At 42.3% G+C, this 21198-nt stretch carries 17 protein-coding genes and 2 pseudogenes; 17 read left to right on the top strand and 2 right to left on the bottom strand.

Features of this window, described 5'->3' with window-relative positions; translation table 11 throughout:
* Positions 1-58 precede the first annotated feature (58 nt).
* Positions 59-1663 carry a phosphoenolpyruvate carboxykinase (ATP) gene (pckA, locus tag H8Z82_RS05590; protein ID WP_186994528.1) on the bottom strand — a complete coding sequence of 535 codons (1605 nt, stop codon included), beginning with the start codon at positions 1661-1663 and terminating at the stop codon, positions 59-61.
* A gap of 386 nt (positions 1664-2049) precedes the next feature.
* Between pckA and H8Z82_RS05585 the strand changes: the two genes are divergently transcribed.
* The 12 genes and pseudogenes from H8Z82_RS05585 (at position 2050) to H8Z82_RS05530 (ending at position 14164) form a co-directional block, all read left to right on the top strand.
* A complete protein-coding gene (locus H8Z82_RS05585) occupies positions 2050-2853 on the top strand; it encodes a PIN domain-containing protein (protein ID WP_207724627.1) in 804 nt (267 codons plus the stop codon).
* 309 nt (positions 2854-3162) lie between these two features.
* Positions 3163-3639, top strand: a complete 477-nt coding sequence (locus tag H8Z82_RS05580) for a DUF1653 domain-containing protein (RefSeq protein ID WP_019162273.1) — start codon at positions 3163-3165, stop codon at positions 3637-3639.
* Positions 3640-3801: 162 nt separating this feature from the next.
* Entirely contained in the window at positions 3802-4323 is a 522-nt protein-coding gene (locus tag H8Z82_RS05575; RefSeq protein ID WP_186994526.1) for a cysteine hydrolase family protein, read from the top strand.
* A gap of 63 nt (positions 4324-4386) precedes the next feature.
* A pseudogene (locus tag H8Z82_RS05570) lies at positions 4387-4644 on the top strand (hydrolase); the annotation flags it as partial.
* Between the two features lie 353 nt (positions 4645-4997).
* On the top strand, positions 4998-5594 hold the full coding sequence (locus H8Z82_RS05565) for a class I SAM-dependent methyltransferase (RefSeq protein ID WP_186994525.1): 597 nt from the start codon (positions 4998-5000) through the stop codon (positions 5592-5594).
* Positions 5564-8059 (top strand): DEAD/DEAH box helicase family protein, encoded by a 2496-nt coding sequence (locus tag H8Z82_RS05560; RefSeq protein ID WP_186994524.1) that lies wholly within the window; start codon positions 5564-5566, stop codon positions 8057-8059. The genes H8Z82_RS05565 and H8Z82_RS05560 overlap by 31 nt, the downstream gene beginning before the upstream one ends.
* A 73-nt stretch (positions 8060-8132) precedes the next feature.
* A pseudogene (locus H8Z82_RS05555) lies at positions 8133-8561 on the top strand (IS1634 family transposase); the annotation flags it as partial.
* A complete protein-coding gene (locus H8Z82_RS05550; RefSeq protein WP_186994522.1) occupies positions 8561-8803 on the top strand; it encodes a hypothetical protein in 243 nt (80 codons plus the stop codon). The pseudogene H8Z82_RS05555 and the gene H8Z82_RS05550, both read left to right, overlap by 1 nt.
* Position 8804: 1 nt before the next feature.
* Positions 8805-9062 carry a hypothetical protein gene (locus H8Z82_RS05545; RefSeq protein ID WP_186994521.1) on the top strand — a complete coding sequence of 86 codons (258 nt, stop codon included), beginning with the start codon at positions 8805-8807 and terminating at the stop codon, positions 9060-9062.
* Positions 9063-9409: 347 nt separating this feature from the next.
* Positions 9410-12697, top strand: coding sequence for an SIR2 family protein (locus tag H8Z82_RS05540; protein ID WP_186994520.1), 3288 nt, complete (start codon positions 9410-9412; stop codon positions 12695-12697).
* 36 nt (positions 12698-12733) lie between these two features.
* Complete coding sequence (locus tag H8Z82_RS05535; protein ID WP_330607868.1) at positions 12734-13243, top strand: MATE family efflux transporter; 510 nt, start codon at positions 12734-12736, stop codon at positions 13241-13243.
* 204 nt (positions 13244-13447) lie between these two features.
* Positions 13448-14164, top strand: a complete 717-nt coding sequence (locus tag H8Z82_RS05530; protein ID WP_186994519.1) for a GntR family transcriptional regulator — start codon at positions 13448-13450, stop codon at positions 14162-14164.
* 76 nt (positions 14165-14240) lie between these two features.
* On the opposite strand, the gene H8Z82_RS05525 is transcribed toward H8Z82_RS05530, so the two are convergent.
* Complete coding sequence (locus H8Z82_RS05525) at positions 14241-15308, bottom strand: PLP-dependent aminotransferase family protein (protein WP_186994518.1); 1068 nt, start codon at positions 15306-15308, stop codon at positions 14241-14243.
* A gap of 291 nt (positions 15309-15599) precedes the next feature.
* On the opposite strand from H8Z82_RS05525, the gene nikB reads away from it, so the two are divergent.
* The 5 genes from nikB to H8Z82_RS05500 are packed head-to-tail and all read left to right on the top strand — an operon-like array spanning position 15600 to position 21098.
* On the top strand, positions 15600-16547 hold the full coding sequence (gene nikB, locus H8Z82_RS05520) for a nickel ABC transporter permease (protein WP_186994517.1): 948 nt from the start codon (positions 15600-15602) through the stop codon (positions 16545-16547).
* Between the two features lie 14 nt (positions 16548-16561).
* The gene (locus tag H8Z82_RS05515) at positions 16562-17461 is read left to right on the top strand and encodes an ABC transporter permease (RefSeq protein WP_186994516.1); all 900 of its coding nucleotides are present in this window, start codon (positions 16562-16564) and stop codon (positions 17459-17461) included.
* A gap of 20 nt (positions 17462-17481) precedes the next feature.
* Complete coding sequence (locus H8Z82_RS05510) at positions 17482-18465, top strand: ABC transporter ATP-binding protein (RefSeq protein WP_186994515.1); 984 nt, start codon at positions 17482-17484, stop codon at positions 18463-18465.
* 1 nt (position 18466) lies between these two features.
* A complete protein-coding gene (locus tag H8Z82_RS05505) occupies positions 18467-19444 on the top strand; it encodes an ABC transporter ATP-binding protein (protein WP_186994514.1) in 978 nt (325 codons plus the stop codon).
* A 58-nt stretch (positions 19445-19502) separates the two neighbouring features.
* Positions 19503-21098 carry an ABC transporter substrate-binding protein gene (locus tag H8Z82_RS05500; protein ID WP_186994513.1) on the top strand — a complete coding sequence of 532 codons (1596 nt, stop codon included), beginning with the start codon at positions 19503-19505 and terminating at the stop codon, positions 21096-21098.
* The last annotated feature ends 100 nt before the right edge of the window (positions 21099-21198 follow it).

Here is a 21198-nt window from a genome sequence, read left to right as displayed (position 1 = left end):
AAAACAAAAGGGATGCGAATGATTCGCATCCCTTTCATAATCATCTGGACAATTTAAATTATAACTGAGGACCAGCTGCAACAAGTGCTTTACCAGCAGCGTTTCCTTCGTATTTAGCAAAGTTCTTGATGAATCTTCCGGCAAGATCTTTCGCTTTTACTTCCCATTCAGAAGCGTCAGCATATGTGTCACGAGGATCAAGGATACCTGTGTCTACGCCGTTAAGCTCTGTAGGAACTTCGAAATCGAAGAATGGGATCTTCTTAGTAGGAACGTTAAGGATATCTCCGTTAAGGATTGCATCGATGATACCACGAGTATCTTTGATGGAGATACGTTTTCCTGTTCCGTTCCATCCTGTGTTAACCAGGTAAGCTTTTGCTCCGCTCTTTTCCATTTTCTTAACAAGTTCTTCTGCGTATTTTGTCGGATGCAGTTCAAGGAATGCCTGTCCGAAGCAAGCAGAGAATGTAGGTGTAGGCTCTGTGATTCCACGCTCTGTACCAGCAAGTTTAGCTGTGAATCCAGACAGGAAATAGTACTGAGTCTGAGCTTCTGTCAGGATAGATACTGGAGGAAGTACTCCGAAAGCATCTGCGGACAGGAAGATTACGTTCTTAGCTGCCGGTGCAGAAGAAATCGGGCGAACGATGTTTTTAATGTGGTTGATCGGATAAGATACACGAGTATTCTCTGTTACACTCTTATCTGCGAAATCAATCTTGCCTTCAGCATCAAGTGTTACGTTCTCAAGAAGAGCGTTACGTTTGATTGCATTGTAGATGTCCGGCTCAGATTCTTTGTCAAGGTTGATAACTTTAGCGTAGCATCCGCCTTCGAAGTTGAATACGCCGTTGTCATCCCAGCCATGCTCGTCATCACCGATCAGGAGACGTTTCGGGTCTGTGGAAAGAGTTGTTTTACCTGTTCCGGAAAGACCGAAGAAGATAGCTGTGTTTTCGCCATTCATATCTGTGTTTGCAGAGCAGTGCATGGAAGCCATGCCTTTCAGTGGAAGGAAGTAGTTCATCATAGAGAACATACCTTTCTTCATTTCTCCGCCGTACCATGTGTTTACGATAACCTGCTCTTTAGTTGTGATGTTGAACATTACAGCTGTTTCAGAGTTAAGGCCTAATTCTTTATAGTTTTCAACTTTAGCTTTGGAAGCGTTGTATACAACGAAATCTGGCTCGAAGTTTTCAAGTTCTTCAGCTGTTGGCTGGATGAACATATTTGTTACGAAATGTGCCTGCCAAGCAACTTCAACGATGAAACGGATAGCCATACGAGTATCTTTGTTAGCACCGCAGAATGCATCTACTACGAAAAGTCTCTTGTTGGAGAGCTCTTTTTTAGCGATTTCTTTTACTGCATTCCATGCTTCCTGAGTTGCAGGATGGTTATCGTTTTTGTATTCGTCAGTTGTCCACCATACTGTATCTTTGGAGTTCTCATCCATAACGATATATTTATCTTTAGGAGAACGTCCTGTGTAGATACCTGTCATAACGTTAACTGCACCAAGTTCGCTGACCTGACCTTTTTCAAAGCCTTCCAGTTCCGGTTTGGTTTCTTCTTCAAATAATACTTCATAAGAAGGGTTGTAGACAATTTCTGTAGTTCCGGTAATACCATACTTGCTTAAATCGATTTTTGCCATCTTACGTTTAACCTCTTTTCTTCGTTAATGAAAGCGCCTGTTTAAACAGGCTTAAGATACCTTACCATAAAAGCGAATGGGTATCGCTTCTCTTTTACTATTATACATATTTAACGCTTAAAATCAACAGGATTTTTGCGTTTTTTTGAAATTTGTTAAAGATTTATCAACTCAAATTTGATGAAAAAACCGTCATTTTTCACAAAAGGTATGTAAATTTATTATGGTGGCAATATGGGAATACTATTCGTAGATATGATAATATTCTGTCTGACTGGAACAGGCAGGAAAGACAACCAGGAAATACTAATCAGGAGAGCTGCCACTATGTGGTTGTGCTGATAAAAGATGCATGTTAAAATAAGAAAGAATTATTTGTCTGAAAAATGACAGAGCATTGTGCAGCAGAGAAAAATAAGGAAAGGGTGAAGATTATCAAAACTTATTATTTAATTGATTATGAAAATGTAGGAAGTGAAGGCTTTAAAGGATGTGGTAAATTAAGGGAAACAGATATTATCCATCTTTTTTATACAGATAACAGCAGAAAAATAGATCTTGATATTATCAATGATCACGGAGAAGCAAAGCTGGTCACACATAAAGTACCGACAGGAAATCAGTCAGCAGATATGCATCTGGGATCTTATCTGGGATATCTGATAGGAAAAGAATGCACAGGTCAGGATGAAGAATGCAAAATTGTTGTAATCAGCAAAGATACAGGCTTTGACCATATTATAGAGTTCTGGAAAACAGAAAAAGATGTGAAAGTCTCCAGAAACGAGAAGATTTCCGGAAAACAGGTGCATACAAGGAAACAGGTAAAAAAACAGACCGTCAAAGAAAAAGACGGACAGATGATCGAACAATCCGGTCAAAAAACAGAAAAACAGTTGAATGAACAACCTGAAAAGCAGTCTGCCAAACAATCAGAGAATCAGAATACAAAAAAGCCAAAACAAAAGATAATTGACATGAATGCCGGAACAAAGAAATTACAGCAGGAACTGGTATTGGTTCTCGACAAGGCAGGCATGCCAAAGGAAGTGGTAAATTATGTTTCAACAACTGTGGAAAAAAACGCAGAAGACAAAAACAGAAAACAGCAGATTTACAGATCTATCATTTCCAAATACGGACAGACAAAAGGACTGAATATCTATAACCATATCAAAAAGAAAATTTAATGGGATAAAAAATAGCGGAATAAAAGAAGGAGGCCGGGAATCTTATGGATTCCCGGCAAAAGTATGAAAAAGAAAAAGTTTTATTTGCAATTACTCTTTGCTCTGTACAAGTAATAATATAACCAGGAAATGTGAGAAATATGTGGTGAGAATTTGAAAAAACTGTGAAATAGATGGAAATTTAAAATGAACAGGAACAACAATTCTCTGGAAAGCAGGCGACAGTGGGATATCAGCCGGAGATATGGAAGAACTGGAAATAAAAAATGTGAATGTATTTATTATAAGAGATAAAAGGAAAAATAAAAAATGGTAAAGATCAGAATCATAAAGAAAAATAATGACTGTAGCATGGAATACGAAGTAGGTGATATTTGCGAGGTCACAGGCACCTGGTATGGCGGCGTCCACATCAATGGTCGCTCCGGAATCCCGGTTTCCCTTGATAAAGAAGAATATATGGAACTCAACACAGAACCAGAAGAACCTGACAGCGCAGAAAATGAAAACACATCGGAACCACCGGAACACGATATCCATGCAGGCGACATTGTGCAGCATTTCAAAAGAGAATGGGTATCTCCGGATACTTCCGAATATCTCTATAAAGTCCTGGCAGTAGCCCATCACACAGAAAATGGTGAAAAACTGATGATTTACCAGGCGCTCTACGCACCTTTCAAAATCTGCGCCAGACCCTATGATATGTTCATGAGTGAAGTAGACAGAGACAAATATCCGGACATTAAACAGAAGTACAGATTTGAAAAATATACTGAAAAATAGAGGATTGATATTTTATGGAATTGCTATAGTAAAAGGGCACTTTTGCCTGTACAAAAACACTTTGTCGTTGTATAGTAATAACAAATAATAACAGCACACGTTTCCAGAGATTTTATGGGATTATCTGAAAAAATGTGCAGAAAGAACGAAAGGGAAGGAAATATGCAGAAAGTATTAGTAGTCGTAGACATGCAGAATGATTTCATCGACGGAGCTCTTGGAACAAAAGAGGCAGTTGCCATTGTACCTGGTGTAAAAGAGAAAATCGAAAACTTTGATGGAGTTGTTCTTTTTACCAGAGACACTCATGAAACTTACTATCTCGACACCCAGGAAGGAAAGAAGCTTCCTGTACCGCACTGTATCCGTGACACCGAAGGATGGCAGATCAGAAGCGAATTAGATGCACTCAGAAAAACAGAACCCATTGACAAAGAAACCTTTGGTTCCACAGATCTTGCAGGAGAACTGGTGGCAATGAATGAGGATAATGAAATCGAAAGTATCACATTCGTAGGTTTATGCACAGACATCTGTGTTATTTCCAATGCACTTCTGGTTAAAGCATCACTCCCGGAAGTTCCGATTATTGTAGACGCTAAATGCTGCGCAGGCGTAACACCGGAAAGTCATGAGAATGCATTGAAAGCAATGGAAGTATGCCAGATTCAGATTGACAGATAAACTGCAGAGCAGTTATTCAGTTATAAACAAGCAGTAAAGCAGATGATTTTATCCGCCTGACAATTCAGATATGACGAACTTACAGGACTTATCTGGGCAGCAGCACTTATGAGACCATCCAAAAGCACAAAAGACATGGAACTCAAATCCCTCAAGAAGAAATATAAGAGCAAAGGCTTCGCAGCAGGATGCTCCAGAGAAGTTATTGAACGCGGCGCTGACCAGCTCGGCTGGGAATTACAGAAGCTGCTGACTATGACATTACAGGCAATGGCAGACTGCGAGGATGAGATTAAGGCGGAGATGGATGCGGAAGAGTAATTGAATGTCTGCTTTATTGACTTATTACCAGAAATGAATGATGGAATCAGAGAACCAGACTGTATGTAGGGGAAGAAACCTATGTGCAGTCTGGCTTTCTTTTTTATATGGAAGTTGTTGAAAGAGAAAAGATGTCAAAAAAGAAATATGCAACAGTTTTTGCGCATTATAGATAAGTGAATATAACAAAAAATGTCTGACGAAAATTGTTGCTGTTTATGTCGAAAAATTGTATAATATGTCACAAAGAAGTTAGATTTATCAGAAAAATTAAGGCATAAGAAACAAAACAGGTATTTTGCAGATAAAACAGGAGTGAAATCAGTGCCGGATGGCATTTGGTGAGTGAATATATGGCAGATATAGATAAAACATTAAAATATTACAACGAAAATGCGCAGTCTTTTGCCTCTGGGACTGTTTCGGTAAAGTTTACAGAAGTGCAAGATAAATTTCTGGAGAAACTTAACCCAGATGCGTATATTCTCGACTTTGGCTGCGGTGCAGGTAGAGATACAAAGTATTTTCTGAGTCGTGGATATCAAATAGATGCAATTGACGGTTCAGAACAATTATGCCGGATTGCAAGTGAATATACAGGAATCAAAGTTAGGCAGATACTGTTTCAAGAATTGGATGAAAAAGAAAAATATGATGGCATATGGGCTTGTGCATCTATTCTCCATTTGCCCAAAAAACAACTGCGTGAAGTTTTGAAAAATATGTATGCAGCATTGAAATTGGAAGGATGGATTTATACCTCTTTCAAATACGGAGAATTTGAAGGTGAACGAAACGGAAGATATTTTACCGATTTTACAACAGATACATTTAAAGATTTCATACATGACATGCATGGCCTTAAAATAGAAGAACATTGGATTACAGGAGATGTCCGACCGGGAAGAGGTGAGGAAAAATGGCTGAATTTACTTCTGCAGAAAAAGTAAACATCGGGTATGAAAACGAATATTCCACAGATGCAATGACCGGCGGACCGGATAAAAGAAGACAGCTATATTATCAGCTGATCCGGAGTATGAAAAAAGCGGAAAGCGTTGATATCATTGTTTCTTTTCTTATGGAATCCGGAGTGAGAATGCTGCTGAAAGAACTGGAACATACTTTGAAACGTGGAGCCAAAATCCGAATCCTGACAGGAAACTACCTTGGAATTACACAGCCATCAGCACTATATCTGATCAAAAGAAAACTTGGTGATAGAGTTGATCTTAGATTTTATTGTGAAAAAGGACGTTCTTTTCATCCAAAGTCTTACATTTTCCATTATACAGATTACAGTGAACTTTACATCGGCTCTTCCAATATTTCCAGAAGTGCGCTGACCTCAGGAATAGAATGGAATTATCGGTTCAGCAGTCAGAAAGACCCGGAAAACTACAAAGAGTTCTTTCGTACATTTGAAGATTTATTTGTGAATCATTCCATTATCATTGATGACAAAGAATTAAAACGTTACTCCCAGAACTGGCATCGTCCGGCGGTGGCAAAAGACCTTGACAGATATGACTTTACAGAGTCGGAAACAAATGATACGAAAATAAAATCTTTATATGAACCAAGAGGAGCACAGATCGAGGCATTGTGCGCGTTGGAGGATACAAGAGCAGAAGGAGCACAGAAAGCACTCATTCAGGCTGCAACGGGCATCGGGAAAACATTTTTGGCTGCCTTTGATTCAAAAAAATATGAGAAAGTGTTGTTTGTTGCACATAGGGAAGAGATTCTGAAACAGGCAGCAGTTTCTTTTCAGAACGTAAGAAATTCCAAAGACTATGGATTTTTTATGGGAGAAGAGAAATGTACAGATAAACCGCTTATATTTGCCTCGGTAGCAAGCCTTGGGAAACCGGAATATTTAAATGAAAAATATTTCGTTCCGGATTACTTCGATTACGTGGTGATTGATGAATTTCATCATGCAGTCAATGACCAATATCGAAGAATTGTAGAATATTTCAGACCGCAGTTTCTCCTTGGACTGACGGCAACGCCTGAGAGAATGGACGGCAAAAATATATATGAAATCTGCGATTATAATGTGCCGTATGAGATTTCACTGAAAGACGGAATCAATAAGGGAATGCTGGTTCCGTTTCATTACTATGGAATTTATGATGAGACTGACTACACAAAGCTACATATAGTTAAGGGAAAATATGCGGAAGAAGAACTGAACAGAACTTATATCGGGAATGCTTACAGGCATGAGTTGATTTACAAATATTACTGCAAATATGGTTCCAGTCAGGCATTAGGATTCTGCTGTTCCAGAAAACATGCAGAAGAAATGGCAAAAGAATTCGGTAAAAGAGGAATTCCGTCGGCAGCAGTTTATAGCAACGCAGATGGCGAGTTTTCTATGGACAGAGCAGAAGCGATTGCGAAACTGAAAAGCGGAGAAATTAAAGTTATCTTTTCAGTGGATATGTTCAACGAAGGCGTAGATATTCCATCAGTCGATATGGTAATGTTCCTGCGTCCGACAGAATCCCCGGTTGTATTTCTACAGCAGCTTGGAAGAGGATTGCGCAGAAATAAGGGAAAAGAATATCTCAATGTTCTGGACTTTATCGGCAATTATGAAAAAGCGGGAAGAGTCAGGTATTTGCTGACAGGGAAAAATAAAACAGGAAAAGAAACATATTATCCGGCAGACAAAACGGACTATCCAGATGAATGCATCGTTGATTTTGATATGAGATTGATTGATCTGTTTGCGGAAATGGATAAGAAACAGCTGACAATCAAAGAACAGATCAGAAACGAGTATTTCCGGATCAAAGAATTGCTTGGCAAACAACCAACCAGAATGGATTTGTTTACTTATATGGATGATGATGTTTATCAGATGGCGGTCACACATTCGAATGAGAATCCGTTTAAAAAGTATCTGAATTACCTGGAAGAATTGGATGAACTCACAGATGAGCAGAAAAGATTCAGCCAGGGAATCGGAAAAGACTTTATAAATCTGCTGGAAAACACCAACATGAGCAAGGTGTATAAAATGCCGGTACTGATGGCTTTTTATAACCATGGGAATGTGAGAATGGAGGTGTCAGAGGCGGAACTTCTGGCAAGCTGGAAAGACTTCTTCTCTACAGGAATAAACTGGAAGGATTTGGAGAAAGAGATTACATATGAAGAATATCGCAAGATTTCGGATAAGAACCATATCCAAAAGATAATGAAAATGCCGGTACACTTTCTGTTAAAATCTGGGGAAGAATTCTTTGTGAAAAAGGATGGCGCGGCGTTGGCATTGAGGAATGAAATGGAAGAGATTGTGAAGGAGCCAGTGCTGGCAGAGCAGATGAAGGATGTTATTGAGTATAGGGCGATGGACTATTATCGGAGACGGTATGAAGAGAAGATAAAAGCACTTTTATAGTGATGGAGAAGATGTGTATGGAATCAGAAAATTATGTGTTATGTACTGAGGGTCTGACCATCTAACTATTGCTATCATCTCATCCGAAAAGATGGATGCAAAGGATGCGATAAACCTTTACAAGAGCAGGGATGTATCGGAAAAAGTATTCTGGGCAGATAAATTTTATCTTGGAAACCATTGTCTGAGAGTGGCATCAGAAGAGGCGGCATCAAATAAGATATTCATTGGTTTTCTTGCACTGATCATCCGGTGCAGGATATATACAGCTTTAAAGGAGAAGGCAAAAGAACTGGCAAAAAAACCGAATTATCTTACAGTTCCGGCAGCAATCAGGGAACTGGAAAAGATCGAGATGACACGCCAACTGGATAAGGTGTACCGGCTTGATCATGCAGTAACCAAAACACAGAAAGTGATCTTAAGTGCTTTTGGCATGGATTGGAATCATGTGAAATACCGTGCAGAAAATATCAGCAAAATCTTGAAGGGAGTACAGTGATGGCAAGAAACATGAACAGGGAAACACTTGAACAGAAAATAGCAAAAACAGAGAAGGCAATCAGCCGGAACCGTGAACAGTATGACCGCCTGACAGCGGAACTGGAAGACCTGCATAAAAAGAAAAAAGCGATTTTGAATGAAGAAATTTTAAAAGCTATTGCAGGAAGCGAAAAAAGTTATGAGGAGATCCTCAGTTTTATACAAGGAAAAACGGATACCGACAGTAGAGAGGAAGAATGACATGGAAAAACAGGAGCAGGAAGAAAGGAAACATATAGAAGCTCTGGACAGAAAAATAGAAAGACTTCAGGAAAAAGTAATTAAAAAGCATAAGGAATACAGTGTTCTTGCTGAGGAGCTTTCCACACTGCTGGATGAACGACATCCGGAACGGAAAATCGAGAGGGCAAAACAGGCGTTGTATGATGCATACGTGGAAAGCGAGCGTTCATTGGATGAAATCATTGACTTGATTCGGAATGCCGATGAATGGATATAGGCTGGATTTAGTTGTAAAATTTCTGGAAGTTCACAAAGAGAGATGTTGACGATTACGATACCAAAAATGAAACGATTAAGAATGTTCATGTTGAAATGATAGAATAGATTGTTCTTTACGATGACAGGGTAACCCAAAATCCTATAAACTTTCTTAAAAAAGTATAAAGTTAAAAATGATTTATTCACCGCACAAGCTGTGCGGTAGTCATCCAAGTCAACAGCCTTGACATAAAAGGAGTCAGACTTCGATAAAATAAGTTCTGTACATAAATATTGTGAGAAGGGAGGTCGCGAGGTATTACTGCGCATTGCATATGTGTGCAAACGAAACTCGCAGAATAGTTTATGAAAATATCGGATTATCCCAAATTTGAAAGTGCTCTTTCTCAAGGGAGACCTATTACATTCCTTTGTGGTGCAGGTTTGTCTGTTTCACTTGGTGATCATGCAAAAGGGTGGGTTGGTTGGCTTAAGGAAGGCAAAGCTTATCTTTCTGATGTCGAAGCGGAGGAATTGGATAGAAGATTCGGTTCTTATAGTGCATCCGAACTGATTGACGCAGCAAGCTTTTTGATAGAAGCATTGAGAAAAAATGGAAACTATACGGCTTATATGGACTCTACAATTGGCAGTCTCAGAGTACAGAATAAAAAGTTGGCGAATGCCCTTGCTTTATTTGTGCGCTGCGGGGATTATTTTGCGACAACGAACTATGATAAGCTTCTGGAGGAAGTTACCGGTCTGGGTTATTATACATATAATATGCCGGGAAAAATAGTTCAGATGTTGAGCGGGCAGGCAGAAATGAGTGTAATTCACCTTCATGGTATTTATGATGCTGCCACAAATATGGACGATATAGTTGCTGATCAAAAACAGTACGAAGATGTCTTGGCGAATCAGGGCGCACAGTTTATCCAGAACCTTATCAGTACGTGCACATTGGTTATACTTGGCTGTGGAACAACCGTGGATGATCCAAATCTGAAGGAGTTTATGTCATTTGCTTCGAAGCAGCTTCACTTAAATATTCCATATTTTTATCTGCATAAAGCAGGAGATGATTTGTCAGATTTAGGACCTAATGTGATACCGGTTTGCTATGGAATGGAATACAGTGATTTATCTAATGCCGTTGAAGACATGGCAAATTATCGGATTCGCACACGGTATAGAGATTCAGGAATTATTAGAGTAAACCCATATGTAAAAACCAGAAAGTCATTTACAGCATCATATCGTCTGCATTATTTAAATGAGTTCTGCAAATTTGTAGGAAGAGAAAAAGAACTGGTTGAGTTAAATAATTTTTGTTCAGCAGATAAAGAAGTGCTGTGGTGGTCGCTAGTAGGAAAGGGAGGCATTGGGAAGAGTCGGTTAGTATATCAATGGCTCAAGCAGCTTTCCAATAATTGGTTTGGCTTTTTTGCCAAGACGGATGTTGACGTTGAAAGATACAGAGAATTTAAACCATTTTCTGATACGGTCATTGTAATTGATTATGTGTTAGGCAATGAAGATAAGTGTGCTACTATTGTGACTACGTTGTTCGAGCGCTTTGAATACAGTAGATTTAAACTCCGTCTTCTTTTTGTTGACAGAAGATATCAGAATAATGAAAACAACTGGTATGACCGAATTGTTGGAAAAATGGATATGCAAACGAGGCTTTGGTTTCAGGAGTGTTCGTATAACAATAAAACTACCCTTTCGCCTTTAGTCATTTCTGAACTTTCAGAAGAGGAAGAATTAGAATTTATAAATGTGTATCTTGAGGCATATTTAAATAATGTGGCAGATGATGACACAAAAGTAAAATACTCCTCTGTACTGCCGGATACTGCGGATCAAATATATAGCAATTTTAAGACTGCGTTGAAAGAAGAGTGTGATAGACCACTGTTTGTAGCTGTATACACTGAACTGTGGATTTATAAGGATGGATGCATCAGTGTCACCAGCCTTGATGAGATGTTGGCGGCTTTCTTAAAGAGAGAAGAGGACAGGTGGCTGTTGTGCCTCGATAATCATTCAAACTTGCTGATGGATTATGTTAAATTGCTTGCATTAGCTTCAGCATCGGTTTTAGTATGCCTGGATGATGACCAAGGAATTTATCAACAGGCGGCACAAAATCTTCAGCAGTATATCAATGCAAGTCAACGTCCCGGAAAGAAGCAGACGGATTTTTCGGATTTGTTTGTTTATCAGGAATATGCGCATGATTATGAAATGGATGAGGTTTCTACACTGGAGGAGATTCAGGAAGAAATACTAAGACGTGCTAATGATCCAAAATATTTAAGACTTGATGAAAAAGGATGCCCAAAGCTTCTTACTATAATCGACCCAGAGTACCCTGACATTATAAAAGAATTTCTTGTGGATTATTATATTCCGAAGTATGAGTGGATTGGATTTTCTCAAGCCGCAAGATTGGGAACAGTCACAGAGTTTGATATGTTCTTGCTGCACGCAATAGAAGATTTTCCAGACAAAAAATCATATATGGAAATGGAGTTCGCTCCGTTAGAGGATGAGCGTGACAGATTCGGACAATGGATTTTTGTTATTCTTGCAGCAAAGAACTTGAATAATTTTGAGCAAATTGCAGACAACCTGTGTGTATCTCAAGCGCCAGAGATTATTTGTGCCTATGAAATGGAGGTCTGGAAGGATATAGGCATCGTATTGACCGACAGAGGTGAACTGGATCGATTGTATACACTCGGATTGAGAAGTGCTGATTATATTACAGATAGACTGGACAATGATGTGGTATGTGAATGTATAGAAGAGGTGTGGGATGCATTTTTTATCGGTGTTCATAATGCAGAATTAACACAACAGACTGCCAATTTAATGGATAAGTATAATCAAATTGCTGATAAAATTGCAGAAAATGGTTATATTGCAACTTGGTGTACAGAAAATTATGCTAGGTTAATGCTGCTTTGGCTGCGTAGAAATGATTATCGTTCCGCAGCTAATTGTTGGAAACAGATGATGAAGTTTCAGCAGAGGTTTGCTAATGATGAAGATATTCTGAAAGCTATAGCAGGGGCAGCGGATGCCTTGTATGATATTTATAGAGAGAACCAAGTTCCGGGAAGAAGACGCAAATTACTGAAAGATATGGAGCGAATTTTTGACGAAACACATAATGCTGATGTGGCGAATGCACTTGCAATTCTTGAGGCAAATGAACACACTATTTATGATCCTCCTGCCGTATTTGATTCTAACAAATCAGAGATTCTTCTTTCGACGGAAAACAAACTGAAAGAGATTTATGAAGCTTTTCCGAACGAGGGGAAAGTTGTGCTTGGTTATTCGTATCTGGTTTCGTGGAATTATGTTACTTGGCTTGATTTTCCGAGACCGATCGATGAAGAATTAATCCCTTTGTTCAAAAAGTGGATAAGAAAGTTCCCGGAAAATAAACTTGAATTGATGGAGTATTACTCTTTCATATTGTTTGAGAAATGGCTTTATATGGACAGCCTTGATAATATAAGCGAGGCAAACAAAATATATTATGAGATAAAAGCAATTGCCGATGAATTGTCAAAAGATTATGCGGATAATCAGGTGACTCAAATGTTGTCCATGGGGATTGTGAGAAAATTGTAGTTTGAAGATCACAATGCCTGTGGAAATAAAGAAGATATAAAATTTATAAAAAAGTACAAACTATCGGGGTCTGACCACCTAATCAACGGATATGGGGCAGCATTAAATGCTTTTATTGCACAGAACTATGGTGCAGGCAAAAATGACCGTGTCAGAAAAGGCTATAAGGCATCATTATGGACTGTGGGAATATGGGGAGTATTGATTTCTGTTATATTTATATGTTTTCCAAAACCAATTGTGGAAATCTTTTTCCACGAACCGAAAGCAATTGCAACTGCAATGGGATATCTGGTTATCATTGGTTTCAGTGAAGCATTTATGTGTGTAGAGCTGACGACAGTAGGTGCTTTATCCGGACTTGGCAGGACCAGACTCTGCAGTATTATCAGTATTGCGTTTACCAGTGCAAGAATTCCACTGGCAATCCTTCTGGGAGGTATTATGGGGCTGAACGGAATCTGGTGGGCACTTTCTTCAACATCAATTGTGAAGGGGATTATTTTTACCAGCACATTTTTATGGATCACAAGAAAAAGAAAGTAAATAGCAATACGAATATTAAAAAAAACACAAGGAGCCCTGGCAGGTGTTCTTCTGATGAAAAGTTATTTATGTTATGATCAATTAATTGAAAGGAAGCAGGAATTTTATTTTTTGCATTTTCAAAAGGAAACATTGACAGAACAACAAAAAGGTTGTAATATACGGAGGACATTAGTCCTCATTACAAGGACAGGAGATAAATATATGAAAAATGGCGAAAAAAAGATACTGTCGGAGAAGGTTGCAGATATGCTGCGGACAAAAATCATAAACGGCGAGCTACAGGCAGACAGCAGGATTATTGAGAGTGATGTTGCAAAATGTATGGAGGTCAGCAGGGGACCGGTGCGGGAGGCATTGAAAATTCTGGAATTTGAGGGTCTGGTGACCTACGAATCCAATAAGGGTTGCCGCGTGACGAATCTGTCTATGGAGGATGCCTATGAGATATTCTTTCTGCGGGGCAATCTGGAAATCATGGCTCTTCGCCAGGCGGGGGGAAGGTTGCCGGATACCAGCCTTTTAACCATGAGAAGCTATCTGGAGGGGATGGAGCGCGCCCAGAAGGATAAGAATCTTCTGTATATGGTGCAGATGGATGAGCTGTTTCACAGAGAAATCGTCAGCGCGGGGAATATGAAGCGTCTGGTACGGATGTGGGAGAGCTTAAGCCCGTTAAATGGCGCCATGTTTTTGAAGGTCAATGATACCTTTGAGCTGCGTGAGGGAGAGACGGCGGAGGAAATCTTCGGCAATTACCGGCGCAGGGATAATTATGAGTCTCATAAGTTTCTGCTGGAGAAGCTCTGCGGCATTGATTTGGAGGGCGCGGTACTGTGCCTGAGAAATCACTATGTACAGACCGGAGAGCGGATATATAAAATCGAATCGAGAAGGAGACTTCTGAAGGAGACACTTTAAAAAAAGGACACGGCCACTTAAAAAAAGCGGCGGTGTCCTTTTTGAGTTAAATGCGGAAGATCAATATCCTGCGGTGTTAAAAGTCCTTAAGCACCCGGCAGATATATGCCATGTCCTCGGCGGTATATCTCTGGTCGCAGGGGATGGAGATCACATGGTCATAAATATAGGCACAGTCCGTATGTCCTTCCAGATTGATATAGGGACCCACCGGCCAGTAGGAGGTGGCGTGGATGCCGTTTTGGCTCAGGTATTCCTTAAATTTTCCGCGGTCTGCGGCGTAGAGGGTGAAGTGGCTTGGTACGGTGGCATCGTCCAGGTAAGGGAATACAATGGTGTAGGCATCGGATTTCGGACAGTGCTCCAGCATATAGCGATAGTTCTCCCGGCGCTGCCTTTTGAGAGCGTCAAAATCATAATATTCGATAATGTCCACTGATTCGGAATCGGAGCCGTAGATATCGTAAACCTTACGCAGAAGCAGCTCGGCATCCCAGAGAAGTCTGGAGGCGTCCTCGGATACGGAGGCAGCCACGGTGTCCGGATGACGGAAGGCATCGGTCTTTACCGCCAGGCCCTGACGGCGCATGTTCAGATGGACCTCGTGGGGAGGAAGAATCAACGGAGTGAAGCTGCCGGTTTTCTTGATGGCAAAGCCGCCGCAGGAAACGCCCAGCCACTTGCGCATGCTTCCCACAACGTAGGTGCATCCCTCGTAAATACCGTCCGCGGAGAAAATGGAGTGGGTAGTGTCCTCGAGGATACAGATGCCGCGCTCCTCACATTTCTTCAGAAATTCCCGGTCATAGCCGGAGAAGCCGTAATAACCGCAGATGGATATCAGATGAATCTTATCCAGCACCGATTCATCGAAAATCGGTATCATATCTTTGGTGAAATCATAGAAAATAAGCTCATAGCCTGCCTTGACGAAGGGGTCAATGACAGTTTCGCAGGTATAAAGGGGGACATACGCTACCGGATGGGGCTGTTGTTTTTTGAAATCCTCCAGTGCCAGATAGTTGGCACAGCGTCCGGACATCAGGAAACGCAGATCGCCTTCCGGCGGACAGAGCCCATCAAGATAGTGATTTTTGTTGTCTGGTTCTTCAATGTAAGGAAAATATCCGCCAATTTCTCTCATAAATGCCTCCTATGCAATTTGTTCAAAATGTGTATTTCTAGTAACCGCATTATAGCACAAATATGCCAAGGTGTAAACGGGATTGTTGACAATACAATTAAAATGAAAATAATTACATAAAAAGATTGACAAAATCCGGATATGTTACTATAATGATTTAAAGCAATGGCGCAGATAGGGTGAATGTGCCATTTTTTTTTAGAAAAATGTTTTCCAGGGCAGGACATATGTGTTTTGCCATTGGAACATTTTCACAAGAATTTACAAAATTTACAAGAGGAGGAACAAAAGATGTACAAATATATCTTGAAGAGACTACTGATGATGATCCCAGTGCTCCTGGGTGTTACATTCATCGTATTTTTCATCCTGAATTTGTCACCGGGTGATCCGGCTGCAATGATTCTCGGAGATCAGGCATCTGCGGAAGCCCTGGAGATGAAGAGAGAAGAGCTGGGACTCAATGACCCGCTGGTTGTCCGTTACGGCAGATACGTTGTCAACATGGTACAGGGAGACCTGGGAACATCCTATAAGAATGACTTAAGTGTATGGGATCAGGTTATGGAGCGTTTCCCAAATACGGCAGTACTGGCGGTGGCCGGTATTCTGGTGGCCCTGATAATCGGTATCCCCGCAGGCATCATTTCGGCGAAGAAGCAGTATTCCGCTGTGGATAATGTGTCGATGGTGCTCTCGCTGATCGGTGTTTCCATGCCGAACTTCTGGTTTGGTCTTCTGGTGGTTATTGTTTTTGCTCTGAATCTTGGCTGGCTGCCTTCTCAGGGTATGGGAGAGGGTGGAGTCGAACTGCTTAAGAGCCTGGTGCTTCCGGCACTGACCCTTGGAACCGGCTGTGCGGCAACCATTACCCGTATGACCCGTTCGTCCATGCTGGAGGTTATTCATCAGGATTACATAGATACGGCGAAAGCAAAGGGTGTATCCGAGCGTACCATCACCTTCCGTCATATGCTGAAAAACGCTCTGATTCCCATCGTTACGGCAGTCGGTCTGCAGTTTGGTACACTGCTTGGCGGCGCCATGCTGACAGAGACCGTATTCTCCTGGCCGGGACTGGGACGACTGATGGTCGATTCCATTAAGTCAAAGGATATTCCGATGGTTCTCGGCTCGGTTATCTTCATGGCGGTCATGTTCTCCATCGTCAACCTGGCGGTAGATATCATATACGCCTTCGTAGACCCGAGAATCAAATCACTGTATAAGAAGAAATAAGGAGGAGTATCCAGATGAGTAAAGCAAAAAAAGTCCAGTCATCCTCCCAACAGCGTACTTTATGGCAGGAGACCTGGAGACGTTTTAAGAAAAACAAGCTGGCGGTTGCGGGAATGATTTTCTTGATAGCACTGGTTGTCATTGCCATTGCCACCATTATCATTGATGCGGTGAATCCGTCTATTTATGAGACTTATGTTATTAAGCAGAACCTAAGAGAGCGTCTTGCACCGCCAAGTGCGGCGCATATTTTCGGACAGGATGAGTTCGGAAGAGATATGCTGATGCGTATTCTCTGGGCAATTCGCTCCTCTTTGTTTATGGGAGCTCTATCCATTGCACTCTCCTGTATCGTCGGAGGTCTGTTCGGAGCCATTGCCGGCTATTACGGCGGCAAATTAGATAACGTTATCATGCGTATCATGGACGTTTTTCTGGCAATTCCTTCCATGCTGCTGGCTATCGCCATCGTAGCGGCTTTCGGAACCAGTCTGGTGAACGTGCTGCTGGCCATCGGTATTTCCTATGTGCCGACCTTTGCCAGAACCGTCCGCGCGCCGATTCTCACCGTTAAGGGACAGGATTATATTGAAGCGGCAAAGGCTGTGGGTGCCAGTGATTTCCGTATTATTTTCAAATACATCCTTCCGAACTCCATGGCGCCGATTATAGTACAGGTAACCCTTGGCGTGGCAGGTGCGATTCTTTCCATCGCCGGTCTGTCATTCCTGGGACTTGGTATTCAGCCGCCGACACCGGAGTGGGGCGCGATGCTTTCCGGAGCAAGAAGCTATATCCGAAGCTCCTGGCACATCACCGTTATTCCGGGACTTGCAATTATGCTGACCATCCTTGCACTGAATGTCATGGGTGACGGTCTGCGTGATGCATTAGACCCGAGACTGAAGAATTAATCGGAAAGGTGGAAGAAGACATGTCAGATATTTTATTAGATGTAAAAGACCTGGTCATTCACTATGAGACCGATGACGGTCTGGTACAGGCATTAAACGGTGTCAGCCTGCAGATTCATACAGGCAAGACACTGGGACTGGTGGGAGAGACCGGCGCAGGCAAGACCACCCTTGCAAAGGGTATTATGCAGCTGGTGCCCAATCCTCCGGGAAAAATCAAGGGCGGAGAGGTTTTCTATGACGGAGAGGATCTGCTGAAAAAAAGTGTTCAGGAGATGCGCAAGGTCAGAGGAAAACAGATTTCCATGATTTTCCAGGATCCAATGACATCCCTGAATCCGGTTATGACCGTTCGAGACCAGATTATGGAGGTTATTTTGCAGCATAATAAGCTTTCCAAGGAAGAGGCTGTCAAAAAAGCGGATGAGATGCTGGAGCTGGTCGGTATCCCCGCAGCCCGCGGCAGAGAATATCCCCATCAGTTTTCCGGCGGTATGAAGCAGCGTGTAATCATCGCCATTGCTCTTGCATGCCAGCCGAAGCTTCTGATTGCCGATGAGCCGACCACAGCGCTGGATGTTACCATTCAGGCACAAGTGCTGGATCTGATTCAGAATCTGAAAAAGAGAGATAATACCTCTATGTTGCTGATTACCCATGACCTGGGTGTTGTGGCACAGACCTGTGATTATGTGGCGATTATGTATGCCGGGGAAATCGTGGAATACGGTACACTCCGCGAGGTTTACAAGGATATCCGCCATCCCTACACCAAGGGACTGATGGCATCCATCCCGAACCTGGTAGAGCAGGTAGAGCGTCTCCAGGCTATCGACGGACTGATGCCGGACCCGACCAATCTGGCCAAGGGCTGTAAGTTTGCAGACCGCTGTAAATATGCAACCGCTGCCTGTATGGAGAAGGTGCCTGAGATGAAGTCTGTGGGCGGAGAGCACATGGTACGCTGCATTTTGCCGGAAGCCACGGAAGTAAAGGAGCATTGATATGGAAAATCAGAACAAAGAACTGCTGAAGGTGGAACACCTGAAGAAATATTTTAATACTCCCGGAGGTGTCCTTCACGCGGTGGACGATGTATCCTTCAGTATCCGCGCGGGAGAGACATTAGGCGTGGTTGGAGAGTCCGGCTGCGGAAAATCCACCATGGGAAGAGCCATATTAAGACTGCATGAGCCGACCTCCGGTAAAGTATATTTTGATGGAAATGACATTCTTTCCTATGATAAGAATAAGATGAAGGAATTAAGAAGGGAAATGCAGATTATCTTTCAGGATCCCTTCGCATCCCTGAACCCGAGAATGACTGTCAGCGAGGCGATTATGGAGCCCCTGCTGATTCAGAAGATTTACGACAAGAAGGATAAGGAAGGACTTCAGAAAAGAGTCCATGAGCTGATGAATCTGGTGGGTCTGGCAGAGCGTCTGACCAACTCCTACCCCCATGAGCTGGACGGCGGAAGAAGACAGCGTATCGGAATTGCCCGTGCACTGGCATTGAAGCCCAAATTCATCGTATGCGATGAGCCGGTTTCCGCTCTGGACGTGTCCATTCAGGCACAGATTCTGAACCTGATGCAGGATTTGCAGGATGAGCTGGATCTGACCTATATGTTCATTACCCATGACCTATCGGTTGTAAAGCATTTTTCTAACCAGATTATGGTTATGTACCTGGGACAGATGGTGGAGATGGCACCCACAGAGATGCTCTTTAAGAATCCGGTACATCCCTACACAAAAGCACTTTTGTCAGCGATTCCCATTCCGGACCCGGATTATCCGATGGAACGAATTATGATGAAGGGTGAGATTACTTCCCCCATTGACCCGGAGCCGGGATGCCGTTTTGCAAAGCGCTGTCCTTATGCGACGGAGGTGTGCGGCAGTCCGGATATCCATCTGACAGAGGTGGAGCCGGGACATTTCGTATCCTGTATGCGAATCGGGGAGTTTGATAAATAAGTACACGAAAGTCAGAAAAATGGCTTTTATGTAAATAAAGAATGAAAAGGAGAGAGCTATGAAAAATCATGTGAGAAAAGCACTGGCGCTGTTACTGGCTGCTACTATGGCAGTTTCTATGACAGCATGCGGCGGCGGAAAAAAGGATGATGGCGCTGCAAAACCAAAGGAAGACGCTGTGGCAACAACGGAAGAAAGCACACAGGAGAGCGCAGGCGGCTACAAAGACACGATTGTCTGGGGACAGGGCGCTGACGTAACCTCCATGGACCCGCATCAGGGAAAAGAAACACCGGCAGTTCAGGTAACAAACAATATTTTTGATACTCTGACCATCGTTAACCCTGAGACCAATGAGGTTGAGCCGCAGATTGCAGAATCCTGGGAGCAGACCGATGATAAGACCTACGTATTCAAGATCAGACAGGGAATCAAGTTCCATGACGGTTCTGACCTGACAGCAGAGGACGTTAAATTCTCTCTGGAAAGAGCCATCAACTCTGCCGCAGTTTCTTACGTAGTCGACTTTATTGATACGGTAGAAGTAAATGATGACTACACTGTAACCGTAACAACCGATGCTCCATACGCACCGACTCTTAGAAACCTGGCAGTACCGTTTGCCGCCATCGTTCCGAAGGCAGTTGTGGAAGCTGACGAAGAAGGCTTCAAGACCCATCCGGTTGGTTCCGGCCCATACAAATTTGTTGAGTGGAAACAGGGTGACTCTGTGAAGCTGGAAGCATTTGACGATTACTATGCAGGCGCTCCGGCAACAAAGTACCTGCAGATGAAGGTTATCCCGGAAGCAGCTCAGAGAACCATCGCTCTGGAAACAGGCGAAATCGACCTGGCTTATGATATCATTGCAAATGACAAAGACAAAGTTGCAGACAATGCAGACTTACAGCTTCTGGAAGCTCCGTCACTGTCCTGCTATTATGTTACCATGAACATGAAACAGAAACCTTTTGATGATATCCGTGTTCGTGAAGCAATCAACCTGGCAATCGACCGTCAGTTACTGGTAGATACCATCATCAACGGTGCAGGTCAGGCGGCAGATGCTATCATCGCACCGGCAGTATTCGGCTACAGCAGCCCGGGAGCATACGAATATGATCCTGAAAAAGCAAAAGAGCTTCTTGCAGAGGCCGGCTATGCAGACGGATTTGACACAAGCATCTGTGTAAACGACAACCAGGAACGTACAGAGGCATGTCAGGCAATCCAGGCTATGCTTGCAGAGGTTGGAATTAACTGTGAAGTAGAGGTTATGGAATTCGGAAGCTTCATCGACAAGACATCTGCCGGAGACTTTGACATGGGATTCATGGGATGGGTAACATCTACCATCGATGCTGACTATACCTATTACTCTCTGGAGCACTCCTCTCAGCAGGGAGCTGCAGGAAACCGTTCCTTCCTTGCAGATCCGGATGTTGACAAATTAGTTGAGGAAGGACGTTCCAATACAGATTCTGCAGCCAGAGAAAAGATCTACGCAGATCTGGCAGTAAAATTAAAAGAAATCAACAACAACGCTCCTCTTTACTACAGCAGTATCTTAGTAGGCGCAAGCAACAAGGTAGAGAACTTCGTGGTCGACCCAATCGGATACCACAAGCTGGATCAGGTTAAAGTTGCCGAATAATTGAATTAAGAAATGAGTGGGGGTGTCTTATTTTAGGACATCCTCATTTAAAAAGTAAATAATTGCTTGGCAGAGTGCCAAACGATTATGAAATAAAAAA

This window comes from Blautia difficilis, assembly GCF_014297245.1.
Classification (GTDB): domain Bacteria; phylum Bacillota; class Clostridia; order Lachnospirales; family Lachnospiraceae; genus Blautia_A; species Blautia_A difficilis.
This window is presented reverse-complemented; position numbering and strand designations above follow the sequence as displayed.